Origin of the sequence: Simplicispira hankyongi (genome assembly GCF_003570885.1) — a bacterium.
Taxonomy (GTDB): Bacteria; Pseudomonadota; Gammaproteobacteria; order Burkholderiales; family Burkholderiaceae_C; genus Simplicispira; species Simplicispira hankyongi.
This window is the reverse complement of record NZ_QXJC01000001.1, coordinates 872,772-885,069: the sequence shown is the minus strand read 5'-3', so window position 1 is coordinate 885,069 and position 12,298 is coordinate 872,772. Positions and strand designations below refer to the sequence as shown.

Annotated in this window: 11 protein-coding genes; 4 read left to right on the top strand and 7 right to left on the bottom strand. The window is 64.6% G+C overall.

Annotation, left to right across the window (positions count from 1 at the left end; translation table 11 throughout):
* Window positions 1-98 precede the first annotated feature (98 nt).
* A complete protein-coding gene (locus tag D3F03_RS03950) occupies window positions 99-368 on the top strand; it encodes a hypothetical protein (protein WP_119108019.1) in 270 nt (89 codons plus the stop codon).
* Window positions 369-461: 93 nt separating this feature from the next.
* Here D3F03_RS03950 and D3F03_RS03945 read toward each other — a convergent pair whose 3' ends face one another.
* From D3F03_RS03945 to D3F03_RS03925, 6 genes are all read right to left on the bottom strand, one after another.
* Complete coding sequence (locus tag D3F03_RS03945; protein WP_119108018.1) at window positions 462-1,241, bottom strand: MBL fold metallo-hydrolase; 780 nt, start codon at window positions 1,239-1,241, stop codon at window positions 462-464.
* An 11-nt stretch (window positions 1,242-1,252) separates the two neighbouring features.
* Complete coding sequence (bamC, locus tag D3F03_RS03940) at window positions 1,253-2,347, bottom strand: outer membrane protein assembly factor BamC (protein ID WP_119108017.1); 1,095 nt, start codon at window positions 2,345-2,347, stop codon at window positions 1,253-1,255.
* 32 nt (window positions 2,348-2,379) lie between these two features.
* Window positions 2,380-3,276 carry a 4-hydroxy-tetrahydrodipicolinate synthase gene (dapA, locus tag D3F03_RS03935; RefSeq protein WP_119108016.1) on the bottom strand — a complete coding sequence of 299 codons (897 nt, stop codon included), beginning with the start codon at window positions 3,274-3,276 and terminating at the stop codon, window positions 2,380-2,382.
* A 65-nt stretch (window positions 3,277-3,341) separates the two neighbouring features.
* Window positions 3,342-3,890, bottom strand: a complete 549-nt coding sequence (locus D3F03_RS03930; protein WP_119108015.1) for a class I SAM-dependent methyltransferase — start codon at window positions 3,888-3,890, stop codon at window positions 3,342-3,344.
* Window positions 3,891-3,953: 63 nt separating this feature from the next.
* Window positions 3,954-4,115, bottom strand: coding sequence for a hypothetical protein (locus D3F03_RS17270; RefSeq protein WP_199665402.1), 162 nt, complete (start codon window positions 4,113-4,115; stop codon window positions 3,954-3,956).
* A complete protein-coding gene (locus D3F03_RS03925; RefSeq protein WP_119108014.1) occupies window positions 4,112-5,329 on the bottom strand; it encodes an MFS transporter in 1,218 nt (405 codons plus the stop codon). Before D3F03_RS03925 ends, D3F03_RS17270 begins: the two co-directional genes overlap by 4 nt.
* Before the next feature lie 99 nt (window positions 5,330-5,428).
* Between D3F03_RS03925 and D3F03_RS03920 the strand changes: the two genes are divergently transcribed.
* The 3 genes from D3F03_RS03920 (at window position 5,429) to D3F03_RS03910 (ending at window position 11,704) form a co-directional block, all read left to right on the top strand.
* Window positions 5,429-7,411 carry a DNA topoisomerase IV subunit B gene (locus tag D3F03_RS03920; RefSeq protein ID WP_119108013.1) on the top strand — a complete coding sequence of 661 codons (1,983 nt, stop codon included), beginning with the start codon at window positions 5,429-5,431 and terminating at the stop codon, window positions 7,409-7,411.
* A gap of 73 nt (window positions 7,412-7,484) precedes the next feature.
* On the top strand, window positions 7,485-9,836 hold the full coding sequence (gene parC / locus D3F03_RS03915; RefSeq protein ID WP_119108012.1) for a DNA topoisomerase IV subunit A: 2,352 nt from the start codon (window positions 7,485-7,487) through the stop codon (window positions 9,834-9,836).
* Window positions 9,837-9,928: 92 nt separating this feature from the next.
* Window positions 9,929-11,704 (top strand): methyl-accepting chemotaxis protein, encoded by a 1,776-nt coding sequence (locus D3F03_RS03910; protein WP_119108011.1) that lies wholly within the window; start codon window positions 9,929-9,931, stop codon window positions 11,702-11,704.
* Window positions 11,705-11,735: 31 nt separating this feature from the next.
* Here the strand turns inward: D3F03_RS03910 and D3F03_RS03905 are convergent, their stop codons facing one another.
* Complete coding sequence (locus D3F03_RS03905; protein WP_119108010.1) at window positions 11,736-12,194, bottom strand: RidA family protein; 459 nt, start codon at window positions 12,192-12,194, stop codon at window positions 11,736-11,738.
* Window positions 12,195-12,298: the final 104 nt, after the last annotated feature.

Here is a 12,298-nt window from a genome sequence, read left to right as displayed (position 1 = left end):
TGCGCTATCGCAAAAAACTCTACCAAAGCGTAGCCGGGCTGCAAGAGGCTGGACGTTTTGGCAACTTTGTCTATAACTGTCCCCTGAGGAGAATCCTAATGAACAAGTCTTTCATCATCGCTTCGCTGATCGCTGCTGCTGCCCTGGCCGCTTGTGGCAAGAAGGAAGAGCCGGCTCCTGCACCCGCACCTGCACCGGTTGAAGCACCTGCACCTGCCGCAGCGCCTGCTGAACCTGCTGCTCCTGCTGCTGCACCTGCTTCCGATGCTGCGCCTGCTGCCGGCGAATCGTCTGCTGCACCTGCCGCCGATGCAGCCAAGGAAGCCGCCGACAAGGCTGCCTCCACTGCTGCCTCTGCCGCCAAGTAAATTGCTGGCGATGCCTGCGGGATTCCGCAGGCGATGCATACCGAGCCCTGCGCCTATGGACAGGGCTTTTTTGTTGGTGAAGGCGTCTGCGGGTCAGCCGACGCATATCCAGTCTGTTCCCGTGCGCTGCTGCGCAATCACGATCGCGTCTGCGCCCCAACCCAAGGCTTGGGCGAAGAGTTCACGCACGGTGTCAGGCCGGTTGTTGCGTTCGCTGAGGTGGGCCGCCACGACATGCTTGAGGCCCGGATGCGCGAGAGCTGTCAGCATAGCCGCCGCAGCCGTGTTTGACAGATGGCCCCAGTCACCCCCAACACGGCGCTTGAGAAAATCCGGGTAGCTCGACTGCGCCAGCATCTCCGGGTCATGATTGGCTTCGAGCAACAGTGCGTGGCACCCTGCCAGCTGTGCCAGCACATGCGCCGGGGCATGCCCAAGATCGGTCGCCAGCCCCAGATGGTTCACGCCATCGCTGCAGCGCAATTGCAGCGGCTCACGGGCGTCGTGCGGCACCGTGAAGGGGCGGACCTCGAAAAGGTCCAGGTCGATGGTGTCTCCGTCCTGCGCCAGGTGCAGTAGTGCCCCCAGCGGCGGACTGCCTATGGCGGCGTAGGTGCCCTGGCTCATCCACAGAGGAATAGCGTGCTGCTGTGCCAGGGCGATGGCGCAGCCGACATGGTCGGAATGCTCGTGGGTGATGAAGATGGCGTCAAGGTCTTCGCAGGCCAGACCCGCATGCGCGAGCCGCTTTGCAAGCTGGCGCGGCCCAAAGCCGCAATCGACCAGCAGGCGCCGCGTGGCCGATCTGCTACCGGCTTCGACCACCGTGCCGTTGCCGGAGCTGCCGCTGCCCAGGCTACAAAAGCGCAGCACTGCAGGCGTGCTTATTTCATGTCGTCCGCAAGGATGCGCACGATGCGCTGAGCGTTCTCCGAGCTCTCGGGGGCGCCACTGGCGTTGAGCACCGATGCCACGCTGGCGTTGCCCTGGCTTCGCACCACGATGCGGTACTGGAGCGGCGGTGTTGCCGATTTGGCGCGGCTGAACAGCTTGCCAAAGAAACCAGGCTCTTTTTGGTCGGTGCCAGGCGCCACATAGCGCACAAAATAAACGCCCTGGCTGCGGTCGCGGTCTTCGACAGTGAAACCGGTTCGGTCCAGCGCCAGGCCGACACGGCGCCACGCACGCTCGAAGCCTTCGTCGATCTGCAGCACCGGCACGCCGTCCTGGTTGGCTACGCGCACTTCAGCGGCCTTGGGAGCGGAGGCTGTGGCAGCTTTGGCCTGCTCAGCCGGAACCCCCAGCTTGATCATCAGGCGGCGCAGAAATTCAATCTCCAGCTCCGGGTCGGCCGGGCGCGGCTGCCACACGGTGGAGTCTTTGTTCGCAGTGTTGTAGACCTCTTCCATCCCGCGGTGGCTGACGTAAATCTCGGTGCTGCCGTCAGGCCGGCGCTCAAGCCGCGTGCGGAACTTGTCGCGCTCGCCAGTGGAGTAGAGCGAGTCAAACACCTTGCCCAGCGTGGAGCGAATGAAGTCCTGTGGAATCTTGGCGCGGTTTTCCGCCCAGTCGGTTTCCATGATGCCCAGGTCGATTTGGTCGAGGGCCAGCGTAAAGCCGTTCTCAAGCCAGAAATCGCGCACCGGGTCCCAAAGCTTGTCGACGGGGCGTTGCACCACCAACCAGCGCTGATCGCCGTTGCGCTCAATACGCACATCACCCATGTGGTTGGCAGCCGCCTGGCTGTCCGGTGTTTGGGTCGCCTTGCCCGCTTCCATGGCATTGGCGGAGACCACTCCGCCCGGCAGGGCGTAGCGCGAATCGCGCGAGAGCTGCTTGAGGTCGGGCGGAACTTCCAGCGTCTGGCCCTTGCTGGCACTTTTGTAGTCGATTTTGTCGCTATCGAGAACCGAACAGGCCGACAAGGCAATGGTCAGGCCCAGCAGGCCAAATCGTGCAGCAGTTTTCACGCGGAACATCCTCTTGAATTCGATAAGCGGCTGAGCCGCAATCAGAGCAGGCCGCTGGCGCGCAGCGCGCCTTCAACGGCAGCCTCATGGGCAGAGCTGAGCGGGGTCATGGGCAGGCGCATGGTCCCACCGCACAGGCCCAGGCGGGCCATGGCCCACTTGACGGGAATCGGGTTGGCTTCGATGAACAGGTTTTTGTGCACCGGCATCAGGCGAAACTGGATGTCCATGGCGCGGCGGATGTCGCCGGCCAATGCGGCCACGCACAGCTCGTGCATCAGGCGCGGCGCCACGTTGGCCGTGACGCTGATGTTGCCGTGGCCACCGCAGAACATCAGGGCGACGGCCGTGGGGTCGTCACCCGAATAAATGGCGAAATCCTTGGGCAGATCGCGAATCAACCACTGCGCGCGCTCGATATTGCCCGTGGCTTCCTTGATGCCGATGATGCCGGGCACCTGCGCCAGACGCAGCACGGTGTCGTGCAGCATGTCGCCGACCGAGCGGCCGGGCACGTTGTAGAGCACGATGGGTAGTTCGCCCGTGGCTTCGGCGATCGCCTTGAAGTGTTGGTACTGGCCCTCTTGCGTGGGCTTGTTGTAGTAGGGAACGACTTGCAACTGGCTGTCGGCGCCCACGCCCTTGGCAAAGCGCGCCAGTTCAATCGCCTCTTTGGTGGAATTGGCGCCGCAGCCTGCCATCACCGGCACGCGGCCTGCCGCTTGTTCGACGCTGACGCGAATGATTTCGCAGTGTTCCTCGACGTCCACCGTGGGCGATTCGCCGGTGGTGCCGACGACACCGATGCAGTCGGTGCCTTCGGCAATGTGCCAGTCGATGAGTTTTCGCAGGCTCTCATAGTCCACGCTGCCGTCTTCGTGCATGGGCGTGACGAGGGCGACGATGCTGCCGGTAAGGAGAGGGCGGGGAGAAGTCATATCGGCTGGAAAAAAACGCAAAGGGGCATTCTAGCGGGCGGCACTCGCCGATCGTGGGCTCAATTTCATTGGGGTGCCTGAAGCGCCCGGCGGCCCGATGCGGCGGCGCCCGCCGACACGCGCAGTGCAGCGATGCGCTGCACAAAGCGCTCGGGGTTGTCCAGGGTGCCATCTTCGTACGCCACCACGTGCAGACCCTGGCAGGCGTGCAGCAGTTCCCCTGGCGCCAGAAGAAAATCGGGATTCACCGGCCGACCCACCATTTCGTTGCCCTGCGCAAAGGTCTCGTAAAGCAGCAGGCCGCCGGGCGCCACGCTGGCCACGATGCGTGGCAGCAGCGCACGCCACAGGTAGTTGGTGACGACCACGGCGCCGAACCTGCGCTCGGGCAGTGGCCAGGGCGCGGCTTCAAGGTCGCAGGCCAGCACCTCGCCAAACGCGGCGGCGCTTTGCAAGGCCTCGGGAGCGCGATCTACGCCGAGGACCGTATGGCCACGTTCCGCGAACCACCGCATATGCCGGCCGGCGCCGCAGGCGAGATCGAGCACCTGCGCGTCCGGTGGCACCAGGTGCGACCAGCGGCGTACCCATTCAGAAGCGTCGGTCGAAGGCATGGAGGCTATCAAAAGATATAGCTGGAAGCGCTTATGCAATAAGCGCTAGAGGCTGATTTGGCATCAAAAACAGGCCCAGGCCTGATCGGCCAGCATCACCAGGAAGTCGGGCCGCTGGTAGAGCGCAAACACGGCTGCGAGCGCCAGCAGCGCCGCCGTCCAAGCGGCGCGGCGGCGCCAGGGCCTGCGCGGCAAGGCGCTGCCCGGTGCCGGTGCTTCGGTCATGCGGGCTGCGCGGCACCGCGCGCAATCGGGTGCTCGCGCACGGGGAGGTTGATGAGGCCGGCGAGCACGCCAAAGGCAATCGCCAGCATCCAGACGGTGTCGTAGCTGCCGGTACGGTCGTACAGGTAGCCGCCCAGCCACACCCCCAGGAAGCTGCCGACCTGGTGGCTGAAGAACACGAAGCCGCCGAGCATCGAGAGGTGTTGCACGCCAAAAATCTGTGCCACGGCGGCGTTGGTCGGCGGCACGGTGGACAGCCACAGCGCGCCCATCACCGCCGAGAAGAGGTACACCGACGTGGGCGTGAGCGGCACCAGCAAGAACACGGTGATGACCACCGCGCGGGTGAAGTAGATGAATGCCAGGATATGGCGCTTGGCCATGCGCTGGCCCAGCGTGCCGGAAATATAGGTGCCGAACACGTTGAACAAGCCAATCAGCGCCAGGGAATAGCTCGCCACCTGGGGCGAGAGGCCGTGGTCGCGCAGGTAGCTCGGCATGTGCACCGCGATGAACACCACCTGGAAGCCGCACACGAAGTAGCCAGCGGTCAGCATCAGAAAGCTCGGGTAGCGCAGCGCCTCGGAGAGCGCCTCGCCAATGCCCTGGCTGTGCTGCACGGGGGCTGCGCTGGCGAAGCGGGGTTCGCGCAGCCAGAAGGCGAGCGGCACGATGACCAGCACCATGGCGGCCAGCACCAGCAGCGCTTCTTTCCAGCCCATGGCGGTGATGAGGAAGCCTTCCGTCGGCACCATGAGGAACTGGCCGAACGAGCCCGCCGCCGCCGCCACGCCCATGGCCCAGGAGCGCTTTTCAGCCGGGACCTGGCGGCCAATCACGCCGTAGATCACGGCGTAGGTGGTGCCCGCCTGCGCCGCGCCAATCAGCACGCCGGTGGTCAGGGCAAACAGTGTTTCGGTGGGCGAGAGCGCCATCCCCACAAGGCCCAATGCGTACAGCGCCGCGCCGCCAATCAGCACGCGGAAGGCGCCAAAACGGTCTGCCAACATGCCGGCAAAGACGCCAATCAGGCCCCACGAGAGGTTTTGAATGGCCAGCGCCAGGGCGAAGGACTGGCGCGTCCAGCCCATCTCCTGCGTGATCGGTTGCAGCCACAGGCCAAAGCCGTGGCGAATGCCCATGGAGAGCGTCACCACGGCAGCGCCGCAGGCGAGCACCTGGAACATGGAGAGTTTGGGTGGCGTCGTGTGCATTGCAACAAATATAGCCAAACGGCCGGCACCGTGCTGGCGCCTGGGCGCCATGGTCGGTTGGCCAGACTGGCTTTTCATACAGTCCTACAATCCGCGCCCATGGCAGCCAAACCCTCTCCTGTTTCAAATAGCGACTATTCCGAAAGCTCGATCCGCGTGCTCAAGGGCCTGGAGCCCGTCAAGCAGCGGCCGGGCATGTACACCCGCACCGACAACCCCTTGCACGTGATCCAGGAGGTGCTGGACAACTCTGCCGACGAAGCGCTGGCGGGCTACGGCAAGAAGATCAAGGTCGTCCTGCATGCCGATGGATCGGTCAGCGTGGAAGACGATGGGCGTGGCATCCCGTTCGGCCTGCACCCGGAAGAAAAGGCGCCGGTGATCGAGCTGGTCTTCACCCGCTTGCACGCGGGTGGGAAGTTCGACAAGGGCAAGGGTGGCGCCTACAACTTCTCGGGGGGGCTGCACGGCGTGGGCGTGAGCGTGACCAATGCACTTTCCACCCGGCTCGAAGCCACCAGCTACCGCGAAGGCCAGGTGGCCCGCCTGGCGTTCTCGGCAGGGGATGTGATTGAACCGCTCACCACCCAGGCCCGAAGCGAGGGCGACCGCAAGCAGGGCACCACGGTGCGCGCCTGGCCCGACGCCAAATACTTCGAATCGAGCAACCTGCCCTTGGGCGAGCTCACGCACCTGCTGCGCAGCAAGGCCGTGCTCATGCCCGGTGTGAGCGTCTCGCTCGTCAACGAAAAAACGCGCGATACGCAAACCTGGCAGTACAAGGGCGGCCTGCGCGACTATCTGCAGCAGACGCTCAATGGCGAGCCGGTCATACCGCTGTTCGAAGGCGAAGGTTTTGCCGACAGCGGCCACGAGAGCTTTGCCGAAGGCGAGGGCGCCTCGTGGTGCGTGGCGTTCACCGAAGACGGCCAGCCGGTGCGTGAGAGCTATGTCAACCTGATTCCTACCAGCGCGGGCGGCACGCACGAGAGCGGCCTGCGCGATGGTTTGTTTACCGCCGTCAAGAGCTTCATCGAGCTGCACTCGCTGCTGCCAAAAGGCGTCAAGCTGCTGCCCGAAGACGTGTTTGCCCGCGCCAGCTACGTGCTCTCGGCCAAGGTGCTCGACCCGCAGTTCCAGGGCCAGATCAAGGAGCGCCTGAACTCGCGCGACGCCGTGCGGCTGGTGTCGAGCTTCGTGCGCCCGGCGCTCGAACTCTGGCTGAACCAGCACGTGGAATACGGTAAGAAGCTCGCCGAACTGGCCATCCGCGCGGCGCAAACGCGGCAGAAGGCCGGCCAGAAGGTTGAAAAGCGCAAGGGCTCTGGCGTGGCCGTGTTGCCCGGCAAGCTGACCGATTGCGAGAGCCGCGACCTGGCACACAACGAAGTGTTTCTGGTCGAGGGCGACTCGGCCGGCGGCAGTGCCAAGATGGGCCGCGACAAAGAGAGTCAGGCCATCCTGCCGCTGCGCGGCAAGGTGCTCAACACCTGGGAGGTGGAGCGCGACCGGCTGTTCGCCAACAACGAAATCCACGACATCTCGGTCGCGCTTGGCGTGGACCCGCACGGGCCGGACGACACACCGGATCTCTCGGGCCTGCGCTACGGCAAGGTCTGCATCCTGTCGGACGCCGACGTGGACGGCTCGCACATCCAGGTGCTGCTGCTCACGCTGTTTTTCCGGCACTTTCCCAAGCTCATCGAAACCGGCCACATCTACGTGGCGCGCCCGCCGCTGTTCCGTGTGGACGTGCCGGCGCGCGGCAAGAAACCCGCCGCCAAGCAGTACGCGCTGGACGACGGCGAGCTGCAGTCCATCCTGGACAAAGCCGAAAAAGACGGCGTGGCGCGCGACAAGTGCCAGATCAGCCGCTTCAAGGGTCTGGGCGAGATGAACGCCGAGCAGCTGTGGGACACCACGCTCAACCCCGACACCCGTCGCCTGCTGCCGGTGCAGTTGGGCAGCATGGACTTTGCCGCCACCGAAGGCCTCATCACCAAGCTGATGGGCAAGGGCGAGGCGGGGTCGCGGCGCGAGTTGATGGAGCTGCACGGCGACAGCGTCGAGATCGACGTCTGATTTTCAAGCCAAATTGGCCTCTAGCGCTTATCTGTCAAGCGCTGATAGCTATCAATAAGTTAGTGATTGACCCATGAGTGAGCAACCCGACCTCGCCTTTTCTGCGCCCGAGACCCCCGACGAACCGGGCCTGGGTACTTACGCCCAGCGCGCCTACCTCGAATACGCGCTCTCTGTCGTCAAGGGCCGAGCCCTGCCCGACGTGTGCGATGGTCTCAAGCCCGTGCAGCGGCGCATTCTGTATGCGATGGACCGCATGGGCCTGTCCTACAGCGGCCCCACGCGCAACGCGGCGGCCAAGCCCGTCAAGAGTGCCCGCGTGGTGGGCGACGTGCTGGGGCGCTTTCACCCGCACGGCGACCAGTCGGCCTACGACGCGCTGGTGCGCATGGCGCAGGATTTTGCCCAGCGCTACCCGCTGATCGACGGCCAGGGCAACTTTGGTAGCCGTGACGGCGACGGCGCTGCCGCCATGCGCTACACCGAGGCGCGGCTGTCGCGCATCACGAGCCTGCTGCTCGATGAAATTGACGAAGGCACGGTCGATTTCATGCCCAACTACGACGGCAGTACCGAAGAGCCGCGCCAGTTGCCCGCGCGCCTGCCGTTCGCTCTGCTCAACGGCGCCAGCGGCATTGCCGTGGGCCTGGCCACCGAAATCCCCAGCCACAACCTGCGCGAGATTGCCGACGCCTGCATTGCGCTGATCAAGACGCCCTCGCTGAGCGCCGAAGAGCTGCTGGCCATCGTGCCCGGCCCCGACTACCCCGGTGGTGGCCAGATCATCAGCAGCGCTGCCGACATTGCCGACGCCTACCGCACGGGCCGGGGCAGCCTCAAGGTGCGCGCGCGCTGGAAGATCGAGGACCTGGCCCGTGGCCAGTGGCAACTGGTGGTGGGCGAGTTGCCGCCCGGCGTGAGCACCCAGCGGGTGCTCGAAGAGATCGAAGAAATCACCAACCCCAAGGTCAAGGCCGGCAAAAAGGCCCTGAGCCAGGATCAGGTGCAGCTCAAGGCCAGCGTGCTTGCCGTGCTGGACGTGGTGCGCGACGAATCCAGCAAGGACGCCCCCGTGCGCCTGGTGTTCGAGCCCAAGACGAGCAAGACGCCGCAGCAAGAGCTGATTACTGCACTGCTGGCGCACACCAGCCTGGAGACCTCGTCGCCCATCAACCTGACCATGGTGGGGCTGGATGGCCGGCCGGTGCAAAAATCATTGCGGCTGATGCTGGAGGAGTGGATCGCCTTCCGCCAGACCACCATCACGCGGCGCTCGCAGCACCGTTTGAGCAAGGTGCTGGACCGCGTTCACATCCTCGAAGGGCGGCAGATTGTGCTGCTCAACATCGACGAAGTGATCGCCATCATTCGCCAGGCCGACGACCCCAAGGCGGCGTTGATTGCGCGGTTTGCGCTGAGTGACCGGCAGGCCGAAGACATCCTCGAAATCCGCCTGCGCCAGCTCGCGCGGCTCGAAGCGATCAAGATCGAGCAGGAGTTGAAAGAACTGCGCGAAAGCCAGGGCAAGCTCGAAGACATTTTGAACAACCCCGGCACGCTGCGCCGCACCATGATCAAGGAGATCGAAGCTGACGCCAAAACGTTTGCAGACCCGCGCCGCACGCTGATCCAGACCGAGAAGAAGGCCGTGGCCGAAGTCAAGGTGGTGGACGAGCCTGTGACGGTGGTCGTGTCACAAAAAGGCTGGGTGCGCGCACGCAGCGGCCACGGGCACGAAGCGGCCAGTTTTGCCTTCAAGGCGGGCGATGGCTTGTATGGCACGTTTGAATGCCGCACGGTCGATACCTTGCTCGCCTTTGGCAGCAATGGCCGGGTGTACTCCGTGGCCGTGGCCTTGCTGCCAGGCGCGCGGGGCGACGGCCAGCCGGTGACCACGCTCATCGAACTGGAGGCCGGCACCCAGGTGCTGCACTACTTTGCCGGCCCGGCGGGCGCCACGCTGTTGCTGTCGGGCTCGGGGGGCTACGGTTTTCTGGCGGCAGTGGAGAACATGGTCTCGCGCCAGAAGGGCGGCAAAGCCTTTGTCACGCTGGGCGAGGGCGAGACGCTGTGCGCCCCCTCGCACGCCGCCGGCAGCTCGGGCGGCAAGGGCCTGCCACCGGCCACCCATGTGGCCTGCGCCTCCACGGGCGGGCGCATCCTCACCTTCGAGATCACCGAGCTCAAGACCATGGCCAACGGTGGCCGGGGGCTCATGCTGATCGACTTGGAAGACAAGGACCGGTTGGCGGGTGCGGCCGCCTATACCCGCAGCATCCGTCTCGACGGCATCGGCCGGGGCGGCAAGCCGCGCGACGAAACGCTGGAAATCCGCTCGCTCAACAATGCCCGTGCCGCGCGCGCGCGCCGGGGCAAGGTGGCGGATCTGGGGTTCAAGCCGCAGGCCGTGACGCGGCTGGAATAGGGAGTCGGCCCTAGCGAATTTCTTGCCTGGGCGGCTGGATTTGGTAGTACGCTCGCGGGAGCAAAAGCTTACATTTCCATACATAAGGGTCGATGATGCAGCTTCGAATTGCTCACAAGCTCTGGTTGGCCGTCCTTATCATCGTGCTCATGCTGGCGGGTGTGGTGGGGTTCGCCGGCCTGCGGTCGGCCAGGGCGCAGGTCGAGAGCGACGCGGTCACTGCCGCCATGAAACTGCGCGTGGACTCGGCCACGCGCTGGGTCGGCCTCACGGAGAGCAACGCGGCGCGTACCCAGGCCGTCATTGTCAGCAGCGACCCGGCGGTGGAGGACGCGTTGAAGGGTGTGATGGCCGCAACGACGCAGCAAGTCAGCGAGGTGCAAAAGAAAATCGAGGCCCTTCCATTGTCCGATGCGGACCGTGCGCAGATGGCGAAGATTGCAGCCGCGCGCCAAGCCATGCTGGATGCGCGCGCGCAGGCGCGAAAGCTCAAGGCCGATGGGCAGCAACAGGAAGCTGTCGCGTTCGTCGAAAAAAGCTATAGCCCGGCGTCCGACGCCTACTTGAAAGCCCTGCACGATTTCGTGGAAATGCAGCAGCAGGCGGAGCGTGACCAGTTGCAGAGCATTGCTGCTTCGCGTGTCACGACGATCCGGGTCGGTATTTCTGCCATGGTGTTGGTGATACTGGTCATTGGCGCGGGCGCCTTTCTGCTTATCCGCAGCATCCAGCGTCCGCTGCGACAGGCCAACGAACTGGCTGCGCACATTGCGGCTGGCGATTTGAGCCAGCGCGCAGACATTCAGCGCCAGGACGAATTCGGCGATCTGCTGCGCTCGCTCTACGCCATGAGTGCATCGCTGGCCGGCACCGTGCAGCAAGTGCGCCACAGCACCGACAGCATTGCCACCGCCAGCGCCGAGATTGCCAGCGGCAACCACGACCTCTCGGCACGCACCGAGCAGACGTCAAGCAACCTGCAGGAAACCGCTGCCGCCATGGAGCAGTTCACCAGCACCATTGCGCAAAGTGCAAGCAGCGCCCAGCAAGCCAGCAGTCTGGCTGCCAGCGCCACCGGTGTGGCGCGCCGCGGCGGCGAAGTGGTGACGCAGGTGGTCGCCACCATGGACGAGATCAACCACAGCAGCAAGAAGATTGCCGACATCATTGGGGTGATCGACGGCATTGCCTTCCAGACCAATATCCTGGCGCTCAACGCCGCTGTGGAAGCCGCAAGGGCGGGTGAGCAGGGCCGAGGCTTTGCCGTGGTGGCCAGCGAAGTGCGCAGCCTGGCCGGACGCAGTGCCGAGGCGGCCAAGGAGATCAAGCAGCTCATCGGCACCTCGGTGGAGAAAGTCGAGGCCGGCTCGCGTCTGGTGCAGGATGCGGGCACCACGATGCAGGACATCGTGCAGTCGGTGCAGCGCGTCAACGACATGATTGGCGAAATCACGGCGGCGTCCACCGAGCAGAGCTCGGGCATCTCTCAGGTGAACCAGGCCGTGGGCAACCTGGACCAGATGACGCAGCAAAACGCCGCACTGGTCGAGCAAAGCGCGGCGGCGGCGCAAAGCCTGCGCGAGCAGGCCGAGCAGCTGGCGCAGGTGGTTTCGACCTTCAAGTTGGGGGGCGCCCAGGTGCCGCAGCGCGTCGCCTCAGTGGCTGCGCCGCGAGCTGTGGCGCAGCGAATAAGCCCGTCGCCTGCGGTGACCAAATCCGTGCAGGCACGCCCCAAGGTTTCAGCGCCGGGTGTACGGCCTGCGGCCGCCAAGCCCTTGCCCAAGGCCTTATCCACGCCTTCTTCCAAACCTTCTTCCAGGCTTGCTGCTGCAGCGCCGGGCGATGAGGGCGATTGGGAATCGTTCTAGGCGCGCAGCGACAGCGCGCTTGGAGCCGCGCTCAAGCCAATTCGGCAATCAGTTCAATTTCCACGCAGGCGCCCAAGGGAATCTGCGCCACGCCGAAAGCGCTGCGCGCGTGCACACCAGCTTCGCCAAACACTTCGCCCAGCAGTTCGCTGGCGCCATTGGTCACCAGGTGCTGCTCGGTGAAGCTTCCCGTGGAATTGACCAGGCTCATCAGCTTCACGATACGCTTGACGCGGTTGAGGTCACCGCCGGCTGCGGCTTGCAGCGTGCCCATCAGGTCAATGGCCACGGCGCGCGCGGCAGCCTTGCCGTCTTCCGTTGAAATATCGCGGCCAAATTGTGCCGCCCAAGGCTTGCCGTCCTTGCGTGCAATATGGCCGCTCAAGAAGACGAGCTTGCCGGTCTGCACGTAGGGCACGTAGGCTGCAGCAGGCACCGAGACCGGTGGCAGGGTGATCTGAAGTTCTTTGAGTTTGTCGTAAACGTTCATGGCAGATTCTTGCTGTAGGGAAACCGCGCATGGTACACAGGCAGAAACCCAACATTCCACCCATCCGGCAATGACCCCGGCGCCAGCCTCTGCGATGACCTCTG